Raw genomic sequence first — 19,235 nt, forward strand, 5'->3', positions numbered from 1 at the left:
TGCCGATATGGATCGCAAAGCCCTGGCCGCCGCCTTCCCCGTCACCCTGCCGGTGCTGATGGGCTATCTGGCCATCGGCATCGCCTTCGGGCTGATGCTCCAGGAGATCGGCTACAACTTTATCTGGGCCTTTTTCATGAGCCTGACCATCTACGCCGGGTCGGGGCAGTATCTGGGGGTGACCCTGCTGTCCACCGCCGCGGGCCTGGGCACCGTGGCGGTCATGACCCTGCTCATCAACTTCCGCCACCTGGTCTACGGGCTGTCCATGCTGGAGAAGTTCCGGGGCATGGGCTGGCGCAAGCTGTACATGATCTTCTCCCTCACCGACGAGACCTACGCCCTGCTCTCCTCGGCCCAGGCCCCGGTGGGGGTGAATCCCAAAAGCTTCTACTTCGCCATCGCCGTTCTGGATCAGAGCTACTGGATTCTCGGCTCGGTGATCGGCGCGGTGGCCGGGGCGGTAATCCCCTTCAGCACCGAGGGGGTGGACTTCGCCATGACCGCCCTGTTCGTGGTCATCGCGGTGGAGCAGTGGAAGACCTACCGAAAGCACCTGCCCGCCCTGCTGGGGTGTGCCGTGACGATGGTGTTCCTCATCATCCTGGGCAGCGTCTTCGGGCAGGATCAGATGCTGCTCATTTCCCTGGGCGTGATCGTGCTCATCCTGCTCATCCTGCGGGACAGACTGGACGAAAAGGAGGGAGAACCATGCTGAGCACCGGCGCAGCCATCGCGGCCATCGCCGTCATGGCCATTGTCACCTTCCTCACCCGGGTGCTCCCCTTCCTGCTCTTCGACCGGGGGGAGTCGCCCCCCAAGCTCGTGCTCTACCTGGGCCGGGTGCTCCCCCCGGCCATCATCGCCATGCTCATCGTCTACTGCCTGCGGGGGGTGAGCTTTTCCACCCCAGGCGGCTGGGTGCCCCAGCTGCTGTGCGTGGCGGTGGTGGTGGCCCTCCACCTGTGGAAGCACAACAACCTGCTGAGCATCTTCGGCGGCACCGTTCTCTACATGGTGCTGGTGCAGGCGGTGTTCTGAAAAGGCCAATAAACGCAGCGGCACAGGCCCGAAGGCCTGTGCCGCTGTTTTTTGAAAGAAGAGAGGAAAGAGAGGGGGTATGGTCATCTCTGACCACGCTGTTATCCTATCCCATCCCTGTGAACCCATTTTGAACCGGATATGAACGTTTTGTAAAGGAATGGGGGGCGCGGCGGCGGCCGGCTCCGATGTCAGAAAAACGTCAGAAATAATTAAGGATTTTTCCCGGCGGAGGCGTGTATACTGACTGTACTAATGCAAGCGATACAGTTTCCGGAAAGGAGACGGCGGGATGATCCAACTGAACTACCGCGACGCGCGGCCCATTTATGAGCAGGTGAAGGACGGCCTGCGGCACCTGGTGGTGACCGGCGCCCTCCAGGCGGGGGACAAGCTGCCGTCGGTGCGGGCGCTGGCCTCCTCCCTGGCCATCAACCCCAACACCATCCAGCGGGCCTACGAGTCCCTGGAGCGGGAGGGCTATCTGTACACGGTGGCGGGCAAGGGCTCCTTCGCCGCCCCCCAGGCCGACGTGAACGCCGACCGGCGGGCGCGGCTGCTGGAGCAGTTCGACGCCTCGGCGGCGGAGCTTTTGTTCCTGGGCCTGACGGCCGGGGAGCTGGCGGCCCGGCTCCAGGCGGCGGAGACGGGCCGCACAGGGCACAGAGAGGAGGAGAGAGCATGAGTGAGGCAATGATTGAGGCCAGAAACGTGGTGAAGGCCTTTGACGGATTCAGGGCCCTGGACGGGCTGACCATGACGGTGCCCCGGGGCTCCATCTACGGCCTGGTGGGGCCCAACGGGGCGGGCAAGAGCACCCTGCTGCGCCACGTCACCGGCATCTACCGGCAGGACAGCGGCTCGGTGCTGCTGGAGGGCAACCCCATCTATGAAAATCCGGCGGCCAAGGCCCGGATTGCCTCCATCCCCGACGAGCTGTACTACTTCCTCTCCGCCTCCACCCGGGACATGATGCGCTTCTTCAAGGGCTTCTACCCCCGGTTCGACGGGGCGCGGTACGAGGCGCTGAAGGACGTGTTCACCACCATCAACGAGAAGCAGCCCATCCGCCGCCTGTCCAAGGGCATGCAGAAGCAGGCCGCCTTCTGGCTGGCCCTGTGCTGCCGGCCCGACGTGCTGGTGCTGGACGAGCCGGTGGACGGCCTGGATCCGGTGATGCGGCGGCAGGTGTGGGGCCTGCTGATGGGGGACGTGGCGGAGCACGGCACCACGGTGCTGGTGTCCTCCCACAACCTGCGGGAGCTGGAGGACGTGTGCGACCACGTGGGCATCCTGTCCAAGGGCAAGGTGCTCATCGAGCGCAGCCTGAACGACCTCCAGGAGAACCTGGTGAAGATGCAGGTGGTGTTCCAGGAGAAGGAGATGCCCCGGATGCCGGAGGATCTCCAGGTGCTCCACGTGTCCCGGGTGGGGCGCATCCACACCCTGATCGTCCGGGGCGGCGCCACCGAGGTCACCAACCGGCTGGCCGCCTTCGGGCCCATCCTGCTGGAGGCCCTGCCCCTGACCCTGGAGGAGATCTTTATCTATGAGCTGGGAGGTGAGGACTATGCGGTCCGGGACATCGTACTTTAACAAGACCCTGTTTGCCAAGCACTTCGCCCGGTTCTGGCCCATCTGGGGGCTGTACGGGCTCATCTGGACCATGTGCCTCCCCCTGGGCATCCTGCTGGACAGCCGCTCCGGCTGGACGCAGGTGCGGGCCCGTGTGCTCCCCCTCAACTACCTGGACACCACCGGCTGGTTCAGCGCCGCCACCCTCCTGGCGGTGGTGTTCGGCCTGCTGGCGGCCATGGCGGTGTTCTCCTACCTGTACAGCGCCCGCTCCGTGAGCCTGTTCCACGCCCTCCCCCTGCGGCGGGAGGGGCTCTTCCTCACCAGCTACCTGGCGGGGCTGGGCTTCCTCATCCTGCCCAACCTGGCCGTGTTCCTCCTGGCCCTGGCGGCGGAGGCGGCCTGCGGCGCGGTGGTGTTCTCCAGCCTGTTCACCTGGCTGGTGGTGTCCTCCCTGCTGGGCCTGTTCTTCTACTCCTTCGCCGTGTTCTGCGCCATGTTCACCGGCCATATCCTGGCCCTGCCCGCCTTCTACGTGGTGCTCAACGGCCTGGCCGCCGGGCTGGCCGTCCTGTTCGGCCAGATGGCCCACGAGTTCCTCTTCGGCTTCGACGGGGCGGCCTGGCTCACCGCCGTCGCCTCCTGGCTCTCCCCTGTGCTCCGGCTGTCCGCCTGCCATGTGGTCATCCCCACCGTCATGGATGCCGCCGGCAACGGCTGGGCGGACTACGCCTCCGCCTACTTCACCGGCCTGGGCTACGTGGCCCTGTACGCCCTGGTGGGCGTGGCGCTGGCCGCCCTGGCCCTGGCGGTCTACCGCCGGCGGCAGCTGGAGACCGCAGGCGACGTGGTCAGCGTCTCCTGGGTGCGGCCGGTGTTCAAGTACGGCGTGGCCTTCTGCGCCGCCGTGGCCCTGGGAGAGACCCTGTACAGCCTCTTCTCCGCCCTGCTGCCCCGGGGGGCCTGGGGCCTGCTGCTCATGCTGCTGCTGTGGGGCGCGGCGGGCTACTTCGTGGCGGAGATGCTGCTGCGCAAGAAGTTCTGGGTGTTCCGGGGCAGCTGGAAGGGCTGCGTGGTGCTGCTGTGCTGCCTCACCGCCGCCATGTGCCTGATGGAGTTCGACGTGACGGGCTTTGAGCGGCGGGTGCCCGACCCGGCCCGGGTGCAGTCCGTGTCCCTGGACGCGGGCTCCACCGCCCCCTATGACGACGCCAACGGGCAGGGGCTCCTCCTGGACGGGCCGGAGGACATCGCCGCCGTCACCGAGCTCCACCGCGCCATCGTGGCGCGGAAGGCGGCCATCGAGGGGGCGGAGCCGGACTACACCTACGAGCAGCTGGACAGCGGCCTGGAGGTGGAGACCTCCGGCCAGGCCTGGGTGCAGCTGCGCTACACCCTCACCAACGGCTCCGTGGTCACCCGCAGCTACCGCATCCCCCTGACCCAGGAGGCCCTGGACGACCCGGACACCCCCGCCGCCCGGCTGGACGCCCTCCTCAACGCCCCCGGACAGGCGGAGAAGGCCTACTTCGGCGCCATGGCCGAGGGGGACTACCTCATCAGCGCGGTGGTGACCCAGCCCCACTATGACGAGGAGGGCGCCTATTACTACGACGAGAAGCCGGTGGACAGCGCCGGGCTGGAGGAGCTGTGGAGCGCGGTGCAGGCCGATCTGGCCGACGGGAGCCTGGGCCGCCGCTACCTGCTGGAGAACCAGGCGCGGCTGGAGAACTGCTACGTCAACGACCTGATCCTCACCTTCCGCCGGGCGGGCCAGGCCGCCCGCGCCGACGGCAGCGACACCTACTCCGTCACCGTCACCCTCCAGACCACCGGCGCCCGCACCCTGGCCGCCCTGGAGCAGTACGGCTTTGACCTGGACAGCCTGCTCACCCAGGCACAGGCCCAGCTGAAAGAGCGGCAGTGAGCCGAAGATGAACCGCCTGGTTTGTTTTGCACAAACCAGGCGGTTTTTCCGCGCCGAATCCCGTCTCCCTTACCGCTCAGTCTCTAGTTGATTTTTCCCAAACGGCGCGGTATAATTGGAAGCGAAGGGTATTTTCGGTATGGGAAGAACACAAAAATTATTTTTGGAGGTTTTACCATGAAAGAAGTCTATGTCGTGAACTGCTGCCGTACCGCGGTGGGTTCCTTCGGGGGCAGCCTGAAGGACACGCCCGCCCCCGAGCTGGGCGCCGTGGTGGTGAAGGAGGCCCTGAACCGCGCCGGCGTGAAGCCCGAGCAGGTGGACGAGCTGATGTTCGGCTGCATCCTCACCGCCGCCCTGGGCCAGAACCCCGCCCGCCAGGTGGGCGTGAAGGCCGGCCTGCCCTACTCCGTCCCCGCCTACACCGTGGGCATGGTGTGCGGCTCCGGCATGAAGAGCGTCATTGAGGGCGCCCGGGCCATCCTGGCCGGCGACGCCGACATCATTGTGGCCGGCGGCACCGAGAACATGTCCGCCGCCCCCTTCGCCCTGCCCAATGAGCGCTGGGGCGCCCGCATGGGCGACAAGAAGGTCGTCGATACCATGATCAAGGACGGCCTGTGGGACGCCTACAACAACTACCACATGGGCACCACCGCCGAGAATATCTGCGACGTGTGGGGCATCACCCGGGAAGAGCTGGACGCCTTCGGCGCCGCCTCCCAGCAGAAGGCCGAGGCCGCCATCAGCTCCGGCCGGTTCAACGACGAGATTGTCCCCGTCATGGTGAAGAAGAAGGAAATGGTGGAGTTCAAGGTGGACGAGTTCCCCCGCGCCGGCACCACCGTGGAGGGCCTGGCCAAGCTGAAGGGCGCCTTCCCCGTGGGCCCCGAGGGCGTGGAGGACGAGATTGTCCACACCTTTGAGCCCACCCAGGTGCACGCCGACGACACCCGCAAGCACGTGCAGCGGGTCACCGCCGGCAACGCCTCCGGCATCAACGACGGCGCCGCCGCCATCGTGCTGGCCAGCGGCGAGGCCGTTGAGAAGTACGGCCTGAAGCCCATGGCCAAGCTGGTGAGCTGGGGCCAGGGCGGCGTGGATCCCAAGATCATGGGCGTGGGCCCGGTGCCCGCCTCCCGTCAGGCCATGGAGAAGGCCGGCCTGAAGATCGAGGACATCGACCTGGTGGAGGCCAACGAGGCCTTTGCCGCCCAGTCCATCGCCGTGGCCCGTGAGCTGGGCTTCGACATGGACAAGGTGAACGTCAACGGCGGCGCCATCTCCATCGGCCACCCCGTGGGCGCCTCCGGCGCGCGCATCATCGTCACCCTGCTCCACGAAATGCAGAAGCGGCCCGAGGCCAAGAAGGGCCTGGCCACCCTGTGCATCGGCGGCGGCATGGGTGTTGCAACCATCTTCGAAAAGTGCTAAACTAGGAATATCAGGCACGCCGGGGACAGGCCTTCTGCCCCCGGCGTGTCCGAAAATGAAACTTCCAATCTATTTTTACAGGAGGGTAACACTGTGCGCAATAAGATTATTTCTGTTGCGGAGGCCGTGGACATGATCCCCGACGGGGCGACCATCATGTACGGCGGCTTCCTGGGCTGCGGCAGCGCCCATCACATCATCGACGCCCTGGCCGAGAAGGGCACCAAGGATCTGACCATCATCGGCAACGACTGCGGTATGGCCACCGGCCCTCTGGGTGAGGAGTACTACGGTGTTGCCAAGCTGGTGCACAACCACCAGGTCAAGCACGTCATCGCCACCCACGTGGGCATGACCCCCGACGTGGGCACTCAGGGCATGGTGGACAAGACCCTGACCGTGGATCTGATTCCCCAGGGCTCCCTGGCCGAGATGATCCGGGCCGGCGGCGCCGGCCTGGGCGGCGTGCTCACCCCCACCGGCGTGGGCACCATCGTGGAGGACTCCCCCTTCTGCCTGGGCAAGCAGACCATCGACGGCAGGGAGTACCTGCTGATGAAGCCCATCCGCGCCGACTTCGCCCTGCTCAACGGCCACATCATTGACAAGTTCGGCAACATCTGGTACAAGGGCACCACCCGCAACTTCAACATCGTCATGGCCACCGCCGCCGACGTGGTCATCGCTGAGGCGGACAACGTGGTGGAGATCGGCGACATTGAGCCCGAGAACGTGGTCACCTCCGGCGCCTTTGTCAATTACATCGTGGATGGAGGGAATGTGTAATGGATAAGTCTGAGATCAAGGCCTTTATTGCCAAGCGCGTGGCCAAGGAGCTGAAGGACGGCGACGTGGTCAACCTGGGCATCGGCCTGCCTACCCTCGTTCCCGCCTATCTGCCCGAGGGCGTCCACGTGATCCTCCAGTCCGAGAACGGCATCATCGGCACCGGCGCCAAGCCCACCGCCGAGGAGGCCGACCCCCACTTCAAGATCGACGCCGGCGGCTCCCCCGCCCAGGCCGCCGTCTTCGGCTGCTACATTGACTCCGCCACCTCCTTCGGCTTCATCCGCGGCGGCCACGTCAACGCCACCATCCTGGGCGGCCTGGAGGTGGATCAGGAGGGCTCCCTGTCCAACTGGATCATCCCCGGCAAGAAGATGCCCGGCATGGGCGGCGCCATGGATCTGCTGGTGGGCGCCAAAGAGGTCATCGTGGCCATGGAGCACACCGCCAAGGGCAAGCCCAAGATCCTGAAGAAGTGCACCCTGCCCTACACCGCCGTCCACTGCGTCACCAAGATCATCACCGAGATGTGCGTGATCAACGTGACCGACAAGGGCCTGGAGCTGGTGGAGATCAACCCCGAGTTCACCGTGGACGACGTGAAGGCCGCCACCGAGGCCGACCTGATCATCTCCCCCGATCTGAAGCCCATGTGCTGAAACCTCAATCAGACGGCAGACGCCGTCTGATTGAAAACAGCCCGCTGCATGCAAGGCCGGGCCGCCGTCGGCGGCCCGGCCTCACACTTGCGGGCTGAGCAGTGTTTTCAGCCACGCACATGTCGCGGCTGAAAACTGCCTGCTATTTTTTCGCGCCGCAGGCGCGAACTCTGCGAGGCCGCCCCTGGGGGAAGGTTCCTTGACAGACGGAGCGCCGCCCCGGCATTGCCGGGGCGGCGCTTTTCTGCTATCGGGACAGATCCGCCGGGGTGTCCACGTCCATCAGCTCTCTGGGGGAGGACGCCTCCACCAGCCGCAGCCGCTCCGGGTGGCGGCGGAGCACCGCGCTGCCGCCGGTGTCGCCGGTGAGGGCGGCCAGCTCCCCAAAAAAACAGGCGGGGAAAATCACCGGGTTGCCCCGGGTTCCCCGCCAGGACAGGGCGCAGATGGCGTCCCCCGCGTCCGAAAAGGCGTCCAGCAGCCGCCGGACGCTCTCCGTGGTCAGCCAGGGCTGGTCGCAGACGGCGAACAGGGCCCCGTCCATCCCGTCCATGGCGGCCACGCCCAGGCGGATGGAGGCGGCGATGCCCTCCCCCGCCCCCGGGTTGTCCAGGGGGCGGAAGCCGTACTCCGCCCCGGCGGAGAGCACCTCCGGATAGGGGGAGCACACCACCAGCCGGCCGAAGCCGGCGGGGGCCAGGGCGGCCATGGCACGGCGGTGGAGGGGCACCCCCTCCACCGCCGTGAGCAGCTTGTTGGAGCCGAACCGCCGCCCCGCGCCGGAGGCCATCAGCACGCAGCCCACCATCAGCCGAAGCCGTTGGCCAGATACATGATGAGGAAGGGCACGGCCACCTTGATGAGGCCCACCACCAGCGTCATGACGGTGAGGAGCACCAGGGCCTTGCCCCGGCTCTCAAAGGTGTCCTCCCACCGGCGGAGCATGTTGGTGAAGTTCCGGGTGCGGTTCTGGGCGCCGATGAGGTCGGCGATGCTCTTAATCGCGTTGAAGGCGGTGTAGCCCATCCAGATGGGCAGGGCGATCATGGAGACGTTGTGGCTGAACCCCCCGCGGAACAGGAAGAACAGCGCCAGCAGGAAGCTGGCCATGGTAAACAGCAGGTAGGCCCAGACGCCGACCTTGGCGGCGCGGTCATGTGTAGGCATAGCGGTTTGTTTCCTTTCTCGGTGAAATGTTGATTGCTTCTGGTCAGGGCGCGATGCCCGCCTCCGCAAAGGCGGAGAGCAGCGCGTCCATGTCCGGCGGCACCACCAGCGGCTCCCCGGCGGCCCTGATGCCGCTCTCCACGTCCTTGAGGCCGTTGCCGGTGACGATGCTCACCACTGTGGACTCAGGGGAGATCAGCCCCAGCTCCAGGGCCTTCTTCACACCGGCGGTGCCGGTGACCCCGGCGGGCTCCCCGAACACCCCCTGGGTGCGGCCCAGCAGGCGCATGGCGTCCAGGATCTCCCCGTCGGACACGTTGACGGCCACGCCGTCCGACTCCCGGATGGCGTTGAGGGCCTTGTCCGGGTTGCGGGGCACCCCCACGGCGATGGAGTCGGCCAGGGTGTTCTCCTCCATGGGCCGCCACGGCTCCCCGGTCTGGATGGCCCGGTTGATGGGGCAGCAGCCCTCCGCCTGCACGGAGATGAGCCGGGGCAGGCGGTCGATGAACCCGGCGGCGTACAGATCCTTCAGCCCCTTCCACGCCCCGGCGATGGTGCACCCGTCCCCCACGGACAGGGCGATGTAGTCGGGCACCTGCCAGCCCAGCTGCTCCATGATCTCCAGGGTGACGGTCTTCTTGCCCTCGGACAGGTAGGGGTTGATGGCCGCGTTGCGGTTGTACCAGCCCCAGCGGTCGATGGCGGCCTTACTCAGCTCGAAGGTGTCCTCATAGGAGCCGTCCACGCTCACCACCGTGGCGCCGAAGATGCGCAGCTGGGCCACCTTGCCCTTGGGGGCCCGCCTGGGCACGAAGATGTAGGTGGACAGGCCGGCGGCCGCCGCGTTCCCCGCCAGGGAGGAGGCGGCGTTGCCCGTGGAGGAGCAGGCGATGGTGTCCGCCCCCGCCTCCCTGGCCTTGACCACCGCCAGGGCGGAGGCCCGGTCTTTCAGGGAGGAGGTGGGGTTCTGCCCGTCGTCCTTGAGGTACAGGGTTTTCAGCCCCAGGGCCCGGGCCAGGCTGTCCGCCTTGTACAGCGGCGACCAGCCCACCCGCAGGGGCGGCGGGGCGGAGCCCTCCTCCACCGGCAGGAAGGGCCGGTACCGCCACATGGTGTTGTCCCGGCAGGCGGCCAGGTCTTTGGGCGAGAAGTCCCGCCGGATGGCGGCGTAGTCGTACACGATGTCCAGGATGCCGCCGCAGGCGCAGGTGGTCAGGCCGGGGACGGCTTCATATTCCTTCCCGCACCTGACACATTTTGCACCGAGGATATACTTCATGTGGAAAACCTCCTTTCAGGGGGTGAAGAAAGGGCGCTCACCCGGGGGCATCCCGGCAGGCGGGCGGCGCGGCAGGGATGCCGCGCCCTACAGGCGGCCGCCATGTATGGCGGCCCTACGGAGGCGGGCGGATGATATCCGCCCCTACAGCGTCGGCCCAAGCTGCGGATCGTTCGCTTCCGCGTAAACGCGAAAGCTCATTCCCTCCGCTGGGCCTCCTTCTCCCCACGCGACCCGCGGCACAGCCGCTGGGCTCGCGCGGGGGCCCCATTCCCATAAGCGCCGAAGTATTTCAGGGGCATGGCACTGATGGCGGCCCGGCGGGCCAAGCCGGTACAGCGCAGCGGCTATCAAGGCTTACAGGGTAATCCCGATGCGTGCCACCCGAGGCGCGGCAGCGCCTTTTACATACGTGCCAATCGGGCGGGCGGCAATGCGCGCCCGGTCTCTGCCCTGTCCGTACAGCCCACCGACGCCATGGGCCCCGGGTCCAGGGCCGCAGCCCTGGTGGTTTTCCCACCGCTTTTGACATCAAAAGCGGTGCCCCGGCCGAGTCGGAGGCGCCGGGGGCGCTTCCGATAAAAATCCAGCGAAGCCACCTCCCAAAAAGCGGCCCGTTCCCCGGGGGCATCCCGGCAGGCGGATGGCGCGCCGAGGGTCGTCGCGCCCCACGGGTTGGTGGATACGCGGGCAAGCGGGCGACCACAGGTCGCCCCTACATCGTCGGCACAAGTTACGGATCACTCACTTCGCCGCAAGCGGCAAAGCTCGTTCCCTCCACTGTGCCTCCTCTCCCCACGACGACCACTCCGTTGGGTCGCCGCGGGGACCCCATGGAACAGGCATAGCAGTTGTCATGTCCCCGCGGGCGGCGCGGCAGGGATGCCGCGCCCTACAGGGTCTTGAGCACCCCGGCCTCCTCGTTGAAGGCGTTGATCAGCGCATCCAGCTGGTCGGCCTGCCGGTGCACGTCGTCCCACACCGTGCCGTACCACAGGTCGTTGAGCTCCTGGGCGGTGCGGCCCTGCTGCTCCACCCAGGTGTAGTATTTCAGGTTGTGCACCCGCTTGCGGTCGCAGTAGTTCAGCTCCGCCATGGAGTCGGTGCGCAGGCCCAGCAGGTGGAGGGCGTGATCCACCGCGGCGGCGGTGCCGTCGTAGGGGCCGTACTGCTCGGCCAGCTCCTGGATGCGGGAGCCGTACATGGCCGCCGAGTCGGTGAGGACGGTGGCCACCACGTCGTGCTCGGTGAGCTCGTAGTACTTGGCCAGCTTGACGCAGCACAGCACGTTGGCGATGCCCGAGATGCCCAGCAGGGACAGGTTGGCGATGGTGTCCTCATCCACCCCCACAGCGCGCAGGTAGTCGTGGCCCGCCGGGTCATTAAACAGCCGGAGCAGCCGCTGGGAGTCCTCGTCGTCGATGTCGATGACCATATCGGTGTTCTTCACGTTGTGGATCCAGGGGATGTGCTTGTCGCCGATGCCCTCGATGCGGTGGTCGCCGAAGCCGTTGTTGAGAATGGTGGGGCACTGGAGGGCCTCCCCCACCGCCAGCTTCAGGCCGGGGTAGACCTCCTTCAGGTAGTCGCCGCAGCCGATGGTGCCCGCGCTGCCCGAGGTGAAGCAGGCCCCCGAGAGCTTGTCGCCGGGGCGCCTGACGGCCTCAAAAACCTCGGCGATGGCCCGGCCGGTGACCTGATAGTGCCACAGGTGGTTGCCCATCTCCTCAAACTGGTTGAAGATCATGCAGTCCGGCTCCTGCCGCAGCTCGTGGGTCTTGTCGAAGATCTCCTTCACGTTGGACTCGCAGCCCGGGGTGGCGATCACCTCCCCGGCGATCTGGGAGAGCCACTCAAACCGCTCCCGGCTCATGCCCGCGGGCAGGATGGCCACCGACTTGACCCCCAGCAGCTTGGAGTTGAAGGCCCCGCCCCGGCAGTAGTTGCCCGTGGAGGGCCACACCGCCCGGTGGTAGCCCGCGTCAAACTGCCCGGTGACCAGCCGGGGGGCCAGGCAGCCGAAGGAGGCCCCCACCTTGTGGCAGCCGGTGGGGAACCACTTGCCCACCAGGGCCACGATGCGGGCCTTCACGCCGGTGAGGGCGGGGGGCAGCTCGATGTAGTTGGGCACGTCCCGGTACAGGCCGCCGGCCTCCGCCGGTTCGTTTTTCCAGGTGATGCGGAACAGGTTCAGAGGATTCACGTCCCACAGGCCCACGCCCCGGAGCCGCTCCTTCACCGCCTCCGGCACGGTCTCAGGATTGCGCATGTTCTCGAATGTGGGAATGATCACGCCGTTCTCCCGGGCCTTCTGAATATTGCGCGCCAGCACGTCCCGGTGAACCGTCAGATCGATCATGCAACCGCCTCCTTTTCATGCTATCTCCATGATAACACAAGGCGGGGAGAAATCAAGCCGCAATTGCCGCCGGAGACAAAAAGATGGGGCGCCGCTCTGCGGCGCCCCGGTGGTCGGCGGTTACGCGTCGTTGGAGGAGAAGGACTGGGTGTACAGCACGTTGCCCGCACCGTCCATGAAGGTGACCACCACGACGACCTCCTCGTTGGAGACCATGGACTTCAGCTCGGCGGCGGTGCTCCGGTAGGCGTCGGCGCCGGCCTCGGTGGAGGACTGGAGGGCCTCGGCATAGACGGCGCGATCCTCCTCAGAGGTCTCCAGGCTGTCGATGGTGAAGTCATACCGCAGCTCGTTGCCCTCGGCGTACATGGCCGCGGAGGTGCCCTCCTCGCCGTACTGCGCCGCGGTGGCGTCCACCAGCTCCTGCATGGCGTCGGAGTTGAAGTAGTCCTCCAGGGTGGGCAGACCGCTGCTGTCCTGGGCGGGGGCGGACTCCTGCACGGGGGCTTCGGAGGCGGGCGCGCCGGAGGGGGACTCCTGCGGGGCGTCGCCGCCGCCGCAGGCGGCCAGGGTCAGGAGCAGGCAGGATGCGGCAGCAAGAGACAGGATGCGCTTTTTCATAGCTGTGTACCTCGTTTTTTCTTAAATTGCAGGCCCCGGCGGGCGGCCGCGCCGCAGACCAGACCGGCCAGGCCGTTCAGGGAGGATATTCCGATGTACAGGGCGCCGGACACCCCGATGACCAGCAGGACGGCAAAGACGGTGATCAGCTGCAGCGCCCTCACCTCCGGCGGAGACCCGCCCCATCACGGATAAAAGCAGTGTAGCACAGGAGCCCGGGTCTTTCAATCGCTTTTCATGAAAAAAGAACATGAGAAGATTCCGCCCGCGCCCTGAACAGTATATGGCCCGGGCCGGAGAGCCATGCCGGCCGGCCGGGAAGTTCTCCTTCCCTTTTGCCCGCCGTTGCGGTATACTGGTGGTGCCAAACAGAAAGGAGGCGCGCTTTTTTATGGAAGTCGGAAGAAGCATCCCCCGCGTGGACGCGGCCGACAAGGTCACCGGCCGCGCCAAGTATACCGACGACCTCTGCCCCCATCCCGTGCTGGAGGCGGCGGTGCTCCACAGCACCATCGCCAACGGCTGGGTGAAATCCATGGATATCTCGGAGGCCCAGGCCCTGCCCGGGGTGGTGAAGGTGCTCACCTGCTTTGACGTGCCGGACATCCAGTACCCCACCCCCGGCCACCCCTGGAGCGTGGAGGCGGCCCACCAGGACGTGGCCGACCGGAAGCTGCTCAACCGCCGCGTGCGCATCTACGGGGACGACATCGCCGCCGTGGTGGCGGAGGATCTGATCACCGCCCACCGGGCGCTGAAGCTGATCAGGGTGGAGTACGAGGAGTACCCCGTGGCCCTGGAGCCGGAGGGGGCCATGGCCGAGGGGTTCCCCCCCATCCACGAGGAGCACCCGGACAACGTGCTGGCCCGGATGGATCTCCGCACCCCCATCCGGGGCGGGGAGTTTGAGACCGTGGAGGACGTGCTGTCCAGCCCTAAATTCCGCCAGTTCCAGGGGCACTATGAGACCCAGCAGGTGCAGCACTGCCACATCGAAAACCCGGTCTCCTTCGCCTACATGGAGTCAGGGCGCATTACGGTGGTCACCTCCACCCAGATCCCCCACATCGTCCGCCGGGTGATCGGACAGGCCCTGGGCATCGGCTGGGGCTCCATCCGGGTGGTCAAGCCCTACATCGGCGGCGGCTTCGGCAACAAGCAGGAGGTGCTCTACGAGCCCCTCAACGCCTGGCTCACCACCCAGGTGGGGGGCCGGTGCGTGCGCCTGGACGTTTCCAGGGAGGAGACCTTCCAGAACACCCGCTCCCGCCACCCCATCTCCTTTGACGTGGCCGCGGCGGTGGACGAGGACGGCACCCTCATGGCCCGGTACTGCAAGGCCGTGTCCAACCAGGGGGGCTACGCCTCCCACGGCAACGCCATCGTGGCCAACGCCGTCACCGGCTACCGCCAGCTGTACTTAGACCAGATCGGCCACCACGCCCAGGCCCTCACCGTCTACACCAACCGGCCCGCCCCCGGCGCCATGCGGGGGTACGGCATCCCCCAGTGCAACTTCGCCTCCGAGTGCTTTATGGAGGACATTGCCCGGGAAATGGGGCTGGATCCCCTGGAGTTCCGCAAGAAAAACGCCATGCCCCTGGGCTATGTAGACCCCTTCAACGGCATCACCTGCCACTCCACCGCCCTGCGGGAGTGCATCGACAAGGGCGCGGCGTACATCGGCTGGGACGAGCTGCGGGAGAAGTACAAAAACCAGACCGGCCCGGTGCGCCGGGGGGTGGGCATGGCCTGCTTCTCCTACAAGACCGGCGTGTACCCCATCTCCCTGGAGACCTCCTCCGCCCGCATGGTGCTCAACCAGGACGGCACGGTACAGCTCCACCTGGGGGCCACCGAGATCGGCCAGGGGGGCGACACCGTGTTCTCCCAGATGGCCGCCCAGGCCATCGGCATCCCCACCGAGGACGTGCACATCATCTCCTTCCAGGACACCGACACCGCCCCCTTTGACACCGGGGCCTACGCCTCCCGGCAGACCTACGTCACCGGCAAGGCCATCAAGAAGGTGGGGGAGGAGTTCCGGGCCAAGCTCCTCTCCTACGCCGCCGAGCTCTTCCCCGACGCCGACGGCCTGACCATCCTCCACCGGCACATCGCCGACGGCAGCGGGGAGAAGCTCATCTCCCTGGCCGACCTGGCCCTCAACGCCTTCTACTCCCTGGAGCACTCGGTGCACATCACCGCCGAGGACACCAACCACTGCAAGGACAACACCTTCGCCTTCGGCTGCTGTTTCGCCGAGGTGGAGGTGGACATTCCCGTGGGCAAGATCAAGGTGCTGCGCATCGTCAACGTCCACGACTCCGGCAGGCTGATCAACCCCCAGCTGGCCGAGGCCCAGGTTCACGGCGGCATGAGCATGGGGCTGGGCTACGCCCTCAGCGAGGAGATGAAGTTCGACCCAAAGACCGGCCGGCTGCTCAACGGCAACCTGCTGGACTACAAGCTGCCCACCGCCATGGATCACCCGGAGCTGAAGGCCCTGTTCGTGGAGACGGTTGACCCCTCCGGCCCCTTCGGCAACAAGGCCCTGGGCGAGCCCCCCGCCATCCCCGTGGCCCCCGCCGTGCGCAACGCGGTGCTCTACGCCACCGGCGTGGCGGTGAACTCCCTGCCCATGAGCCCTCAGCACATGGTGGAGGAATTTCAGAGAGGAGGGCTGATCTGAGCCATGTATGACATCCAATCCATCTATCAGGCCACGTCGGTGGACGACGCCATCCGGGCCCTCCAGGCCGACCCCTCCGCCCTCGTGATCGCCGGGGGCACCGACGTGCTCATCAAGATCCGGGAGGGCAAGCTGGCGGGCTGCTCCCTGGTGTCCATCCACAATCTCACCGGCGAGCTCTCCGGCGTCACCCTCTCCCCCGGCGGCGACGTGGAGATCGGCCCCCTCACCACCTTCCGGGGGGTGACCTTCTCCGACGTGATCCGCCAGACCGTCCCCGTGCTGGGGGAGGCGGCGGACATGGCCGGCGGGCCCCAGCTGCGGGCCGCGGGCACCATCGGCGGCAACGTGTGCAACGGCATCACCTCCGCCGACACGGCCTCCACCCTGGTGGCCCTGGACGCGGTGCTGCGGGTGCGGGGCCCCAAGGGGGAGCGGGACGTGCCCATCTCCGAGTGGTACCAGGGGGTGGGCAGGGTGGCCCTGGCCCCCTACGAGCTGCTGGTGAAGATCATCATCCCCCGCGACAACTACGCAGGGTATACCGGCCACTACATCAAATACGCACAGCGAGCCGCCATGGACATCGCCACCCTGGGGGTGAGCTGCCTGGTGAAGCTCACCGACGACAAAAAGACGGTGGACGACGCGGCCCTGGCCTTCGGCGTGGCCGGGCCGGTGCCCATGCGCGCCCCCTCCGCCGAGGCGGCGGTGCGGGGCCTGCCCATCGAGGAGGCCATCGCCGTCATCGGCAAGGCCGCCCTGGCCGACGTGAACCCCCGCACCAGCTGGCGGGCGTCCAAGGAATTCCGCATCCAGCTCATTGAGGAGCTCTCCCCCCGCGCCCTGCGGGAGGCGGCCCGGAAGGGAGGCGCCGACGTATGATCGAGATTCTGCGCTGCACTGTGAACAACAAGCCGGTGGAGATCGGCATCGACCCCCGGGAGTCTCTGGCCGACACCCTGCGGGAGCGGCTGGGCCTGACCAGCGTGAAGAAGGGCTGTGAGGTGGGGGAGTGCGGGGCCTGCACCGTCCTGGTGGACGGGGAGGCCATCGACTCCTGCATCTACCTGTCCGTGTGGGCCCAGGGAAAGACCATCCTCACCGTGGAGGGCCTCCAGGATCCCGACGGGGGCCTCTCCCCCATCCAGAGGGCCTTCGTGGAGGAGGCCGCCGTCCAGTGCGGCTTCTGCACCCCCGGCATCATCATGTCCGCTGTGGAGATCGTGGGCTCCGGCAAGCAGTACACCCGGGACGAGCTGCGCAAGCTCATCTCCGGCCACCTGTGCCGCTGCACCGGCTACCAGAACATCCTCAACGCCGTGGAGCGGGCCGTCAACGAGGCCCATAAATTCGTGGGGAAATAATCTGCCAATGGGGGCCATCCCCCCGGGGGCGGGCCTGCCCGGCCGGGGCACCGCTTTCTTTCCGAAGAAAGCGGTGGTAAAGAAAGGGCCGGGGGGAATCTTCCCCCCGGCGCCCCCCAAAAAACGGGGGTTCATGGCGGCGGTGCGCTGCGTTTGGCCTGCAAAGACCAGCCGCGCATCGCCGCCCGTTTTATTGTCTCTCATGTTACAGGCGCTGCCGCGCCTCGGGCGGCACGCATCGGGATTACCCTGCAAGCCCTGAAAGCTACTGCGCTGTACCAACTTGGCCCGCCGGGCCGCCATCGGTGCCATGCCTCCGAAAAACTTTGGTGGTTGTGGTAATTATATCCGTAGGGGCGACCTGCGGTCGCCCGCCCCGAGCCGAGGGGGCGTTACGGCGTCGGCCCAAGCTGCGGATCGTTCGCTTCCGCGTAAACGCGAAAGCTCATTCCCTCCGCTGGGCCTCCTTCTCCCCACCGAACCCGCTTCGCTGGGCTTCGGCGGGGCCCCGGCCGGGCAGGCCCGCACGGGCGGCGCGTCAGGGATGCCGCGCCCTACGGCAGGGAGATGGTCTCCCCCCGGATGGTAATGGAGGCGATGTCGTCCAGCTCCACCGGCTCGTCAAAAGACCAGAAGTCATAGCGCAGGCCGGCATCTTCCCCGATGGCCGCCCCGCCGATCTGGATGCGCAGGGGTACCTGTGTGCCGTCCTTCCGGGTGAGCACCACATGGCCCACGCTGCTCTCCGGGCTGTCCCGGTAGAACACCGCCAGGCTCAGGGGGGACAGGTGGATTTTCTCCACCTGCACACCGCCTATGGCCCGGCCCGGAGCCTGTTCCCAGGCGTCCACCGGCTGGAGTTCCAGCGGGAAGGTGACGTTGAGGGGGATGGGCTCCTCGGGGCCGTGGTAGGAGCCGCTGACGAACACGTATTCCACCTGCTCCGGCGTCACGCCGGTGGTGATGGTGTCCTCGCCGTGCTCCACCTTCACCCACTCGGTCTCCCCGGGGTATCGGTCGATGCCCTCCGCGCCGGGGATGTAGGGATAGGCATCGCCTGTCAGATCGTGGAACTGCTCGTCAAAGAGCACCAGGGCGTGGAACCGGCCTTCCCCGTCGAAGCCCACAGCGGAGAGGACATAGTCGCCGTTGTCCGGGTCGGTCACCGTATTCTGCCCCGGCAGGGCCACGGCCCTGCCGTCCACAAGGGTGGTCTGAATGGGCTTCTCGGGCAGCGTTACGGGGAGCACCGCGTCAAAAGTCCGCCGGGAGGAGTCCGCGGAGCCGACGGTCAGCGCGGCGGGCTGGCTGAAGTCCGCGCCGAAGAGCAGCTTTTCCACCAGCAGGGTATCTGTGTCCGGGTCGCAGGAAATCACCCCGCCCCCGAACCGGGCGACGGCCCCCAGGTTTTCGGCGGAGATGCCGCCGCCCACGGCGGTGTGGTCGTTGAACCGGCCCCCCTCCAGGTCGGTGAGGGTGTAGTAGACCCGGGCGCTGTACCCGTCGGTGACAGCCTCCAGCAGGCGGATCTCCACGCCGTTGACCGTGGCAGTGCCCTCCAGCGCCTGGCCGTAGGGGGCAAAAGACCCCAGGTGGGCCGACAGCGCCTGCCGGATGGAGGGCCCCGCCGCCAGGGCGGTGGCGGTCAGCGCCCCGCACAGGGCCAGGGCCAGGGCGGCCCGCCGGCCCAGCCGCCGCCGTGGCCTTTTCCCCTCTGCCGGGCCCTCTGCCAGCAGCTCCTCCAGCCGCTCCATAGCCGCCGAGCCGGGGGCCAGGCTGTCCATCTCCCGCCTATAGTCGCTCTGAAACATCGTCGTCCTCCTTCAGCGCCTCCCGCAGCATGGCCCGGGCCCGGAACAGCCGGGACTTCACCGCGCTCTCGCTTTTGCCGGTGATTTTGGCGATCTCCGCCACGCTCAGCTCCTCGTAGTAGTACAGGTGCACAGCCGTCCGGTACTTGGCGGGCAGAGCCAGCACCGCCTCCACCACGCCGCCGTCCTCGTGCTCCGGGGCGGGCAGGGAGTCCATCAGGGGCCCCTCCCGCCGCCGCCAGGGGGCGCGGAACCAGTCGTTGGCGCAGTTGGCCGCCACCCGCAGCAGCCAGGCCCGGGCGTGCGCCCGGTCGGCAAAGTCCGGCCCGGCCCGCAGCAGGCGGACGAACACCTCCTGCATGATGTCCTCCGCGTCGGCCCGGCTGCCCGTCCGGGCGTAGGCCAGGCGGTAGATGGCCGGGGCGTAGGCCCTCGCCAGCTCCGCCGGCTCCCGCCAGTTTTCGCCGTCCACGGCCCTCCCTCCTTTCCATCCTATTCTACCTGATACACGCGC

General features: G+C 67.1%; 19 protein-coding genes. 11 read left to right on the forward strand and 8 right to left on the reverse strand.

What is annotated here, in order from left to right; translation table 11 throughout:
• Positions 1–7 precede the first annotated feature (7 nt).
• From B5E42_RS11555 to B5E42_RS11590, 8 genes are all read left to right on the forward strand, one after another.
• The gene (locus tag B5E42_RS11555; protein WP_087239795.1) at positions 8–718 is read left to right on the forward strand and encodes an AzlC family ABC transporter permease; all 711 of its coding nucleotides are present in this window, start codon (positions 8–10) and stop codon (positions 716–718) included.
• The gene (locus B5E42_RS11560; protein ID WP_087239797.1) at positions 712–1,041 is read left to right on the forward strand and encodes an AzlD domain-containing protein; all 330 of its coding nucleotides are present in this window, start codon (positions 712–714) and stop codon (positions 1,039–1,041) included. The genes B5E42_RS11555 and B5E42_RS11560 overlap by 7 nt, the downstream gene beginning before the upstream one ends.
• Positions 1,042–1,333: 292 nt before the next feature.
• A complete protein-coding gene (locus B5E42_RS11565) occupies positions 1,334–1,726 on the forward strand; it encodes a GntR family transcriptional regulator (protein ID WP_087239799.1) in 393 nt (130 codons plus the stop codon).
• 8 nt (positions 1,727–1,734) lie between these two features.
• Complete coding sequence (locus B5E42_RS11570) at positions 1,735–2,637, forward strand: ABC transporter ATP-binding protein (protein WP_087240241.1); 903 nt, start codon at positions 1,735–1,737, stop codon at positions 2,635–2,637.
• The gene (locus tag B5E42_RS19205; protein ID WP_087239801.1) at positions 2,612–4,543 is read left to right on the forward strand and encodes an ABC transporter permease; all 1,932 of its coding nucleotides are present in this window, start codon (positions 2,612–2,614) and stop codon (positions 4,541–4,543) included. Before B5E42_RS11570 ends, B5E42_RS19205 begins: the two co-directional genes overlap by 26 nt.
• Positions 4,544–4,720: 177 nt before the next feature.
• Entirely contained in the window at positions 4,721–5,977 is a 1,257-nt protein-coding gene (locus B5E42_RS11580; RefSeq protein ID WP_087239803.1) for an acetyl-CoA C-acetyltransferase, read from the forward strand.
• Positions 5,978–6,070: 93 nt separating this feature from the next.
• Complete coding sequence (locus B5E42_RS11585; RefSeq protein WP_087239805.1) at positions 6,071–6,763, forward strand: 3-oxoacid CoA-transferase subunit A; 693 nt, start codon at positions 6,071–6,073, stop codon at positions 6,761–6,763.
• Positions 6,763–7,422, forward strand: a complete 660-nt coding sequence (locus tag B5E42_RS11590; protein ID WP_087239807.1) for a 3-oxoacid CoA-transferase subunit B — start codon at positions 6,763–6,765, stop codon at positions 7,420–7,422. The genes B5E42_RS11585 and B5E42_RS11590 overlap by 1 nt, the downstream gene beginning before the upstream one ends.
• A 247-nt stretch (positions 7,423–7,669) precedes the next feature.
• On the opposite strand, the gene B5E42_RS11595 is transcribed toward B5E42_RS11590, so the two are convergent.
• From B5E42_RS11595 to B5E42_RS19210, 6 genes are all read right to left on the reverse strand, one after another.
• Complete coding sequence (locus tag B5E42_RS11595; RefSeq protein ID WP_242967114.1) at positions 7,670–8,230, reverse strand: nucleotidyltransferase family protein; 561 nt, start codon at positions 8,228–8,230, stop codon at positions 7,670–7,672.
• Entirely contained in the window at positions 8,230–8,589 is a 360-nt protein-coding gene (locus B5E42_RS11600) for a hypothetical protein (protein ID WP_087239809.1), read from the reverse strand. The genes B5E42_RS11595 and B5E42_RS11600 overlap by 1 nt, the downstream gene beginning before the upstream one ends.
• Before the next feature lie 43 nt (positions 8,590–8,632).
• Positions 8,633–9,871, reverse strand: coding sequence for a threonine synthase (locus tag B5E42_RS11605; protein ID WP_087239811.1), 1,239 nt, complete (start codon positions 9,869–9,871; stop codon positions 8,633–8,635).
• Between the two features lie 892 nt (positions 9,872–10,763).
• The gene (locus B5E42_RS11610; protein ID WP_087239813.1) at positions 10,764–12,230 is read right to left on the reverse strand and encodes a pyridoxal-phosphate dependent enzyme; all 1,467 of its coding nucleotides are present in this window, start codon (positions 12,228–12,230) and stop codon (positions 10,764–10,766) included.
• Between the two features lie 120 nt (positions 12,231–12,350).
• Complete coding sequence (locus B5E42_RS11615) at positions 12,351–12,851, reverse strand: DUF4854 domain-containing protein (protein WP_087239817.1); 501 nt, start codon at positions 12,849–12,851, stop codon at positions 12,351–12,353.
• The gene (locus B5E42_RS19210; RefSeq protein ID WP_162613976.1) at positions 12,848–13,015 is read right to left on the reverse strand and encodes a hypothetical protein; all 168 of its coding nucleotides are present in this window, start codon (positions 13,013–13,015) and stop codon (positions 12,848–12,850) included. The genes B5E42_RS11615 and B5E42_RS19210 overlap by 4 nt, the downstream gene beginning before the upstream one ends.
• Before the next feature lie 227 nt (positions 13,016–13,242).
• On the opposite strand from B5E42_RS19210, the gene xdhA reads away from it, so the two are divergent.
• From xdhA to xdhC, 3 genes are read left to right on the forward strand one after another with little or no spacing between them, the layout of a single operon-like run.
• Positions 13,243–15,543 (forward strand): xanthine dehydrogenase subunit XdhA, encoded by a 2,301-nt coding sequence (xdhA, locus tag B5E42_RS11620; RefSeq protein ID WP_087239819.1) that lies wholly within the window; start codon positions 13,243–13,245, stop codon positions 15,541–15,543.
• A gap of 3 nt (positions 15,544–15,546) precedes the next feature.
• Entirely contained in the window at positions 15,547–16,428 is an 882-nt protein-coding gene (xdhB, locus tag B5E42_RS11625) for a xanthine dehydrogenase subunit XdhB (protein ID WP_087239821.1), read from the forward strand.
• Positions 16,425–16,910: a xanthine dehydrogenase subunit XdhC gene (gene xdhC / locus B5E42_RS11630; protein WP_087239823.1), complete on the forward strand. Its 486-nt coding sequence runs from the start codon at positions 16,425–16,427 to the stop codon at positions 16,908–16,910. Before xdhB ends, xdhC begins: the two co-directional genes overlap by 4 nt.
• Before the next feature lie 554 nt (positions 16,911–17,464).
• Here xdhC and B5E42_RS11635 read toward each other — a convergent pair.
• Positions 17,465–18,721, reverse strand: coding sequence for a DUF4179 domain-containing protein (locus tag B5E42_RS11635; RefSeq protein WP_087239825.1), 1,257 nt, complete (start codon positions 18,719–18,721; stop codon positions 17,465–17,467).
• On the reverse strand, positions 18,702–19,193 hold the full coding sequence (locus tag B5E42_RS11640) for a sigma-70 family RNA polymerase sigma factor (protein WP_087239827.1): 492 nt from the start codon (positions 19,191–19,193) through the stop codon (positions 18,702–18,704). The genes B5E42_RS11635 and B5E42_RS11640 overlap by 20 nt, the downstream gene beginning before the upstream one ends.
• Positions 19,194–19,235 lie beyond the last annotated feature (42 nt).

This window comes from Flavonifractor sp. An10 (assembly GCF_002161215.1).
In the GTDB taxonomy this organism is placed as follows: domain Bacteria; phylum Bacillota; class Clostridia; order Oscillospirales; family Oscillospiraceae; genus Flavonifractor; species Flavonifractor avistercoris.

Coding starts and splice junctions, on each gene's coding strand:
- B5E42_RS11565 (WP_087239799.1), top strand. CDS start 1,334: ATGATCCAACTGAACTACCGCGACGCGCGGCCCATTTATGAGCAGGTG.
- xdhB (WP_087239821.1), top strand. CDS start 15,547: ATGTATGACATCCAATCCATCTATCAGGCCACGTCGGTGGACGACGCC.
- B5E42_RS11615 (WP_087239817.1), bottom strand. CDS start 12,851: ATGAAAAAGCGCATCCTGTCTCTTGCTGCCGCATCCTGCCTGCTCCTG.
- B5E42_RS11590 (WP_087239807.1), top strand. CDS start 6,763: ATGGATAAGTCTGAGATCAAGGCCTTTATTGCCAAGCGCGTGGCCAAG.
- B5E42_RS11610 (WP_087239813.1), bottom strand. CDS start 12,230: ATGATCGATCTGACGGTTCACCGGGACGTGCTGGCGCGCAATATTCAG.
- xdhC (WP_087239823.1), top strand. CDS start 16,425: ATGATCGAGATTCTGCGCTGCACTGTGAACAACAAGCCGGTGGAGATC.
- xdhA (WP_087239819.1), top strand. CDS start 13,243: ATGGAAGTCGGAAGAAGCATCCCCCGCGTGGACGCGGCCGACAAGGTC.
- B5E42_RS11595 (WP_242967114.1), bottom strand. CDS start 8,230: ATGGTGGGCTGCGTGCTGATGGCCTCCGGCGCGGGGCGGCGGTTCGGC.
- B5E42_RS11605 (WP_087239811.1), bottom strand. CDS start 9,871: ATGAAGTATATCCTCGGTGCAAAATGTGTCAGGTGCGGGAAGGAATAT.
- B5E42_RS11555 (WP_087239795.1), top strand. CDS start 8: ATGGATCGCAAAGCCCTGGCCGCCGCCTTCCCCGTCACCCTGCCGGTG.
- B5E42_RS11635 (WP_087239825.1), bottom strand. CDS start 18,721: ATGTTTCAGAGCGACTATAGGCGGGAGATGGACAGCCTGGCCCCCGGC.
- B5E42_RS11600 (WP_087239809.1), bottom strand. CDS start 8,589: ATGCCTACACATGACCGCGCCGCCAAGGTCGGCGTCTGGGCCTACCTG.
- B5E42_RS11560 (WP_087239797.1), top strand. CDS start 712: ATGCTGAGCACCGGCGCAGCCATCGCGGCCATCGCCGTCATGGCCATT.
- B5E42_RS11570 (WP_087240241.1), top strand. CDS start 1,735: ATGATTGAGGCCAGAAACGTGGTGAAGGCCTTTGACGGATTCAGGGCC.
- B5E42_RS19205 (WP_087239801.1), top strand. CDS start 2,612: ATGCGGTCCGGGACATCGTACTTTAACAAGACCCTGTTTGCCAAGCAC.
- B5E42_RS11580 (WP_087239803.1), top strand. CDS start 4,721: ATGAAAGAAGTCTATGTCGTGAACTGCTGCCGTACCGCGGTGGGTTCC.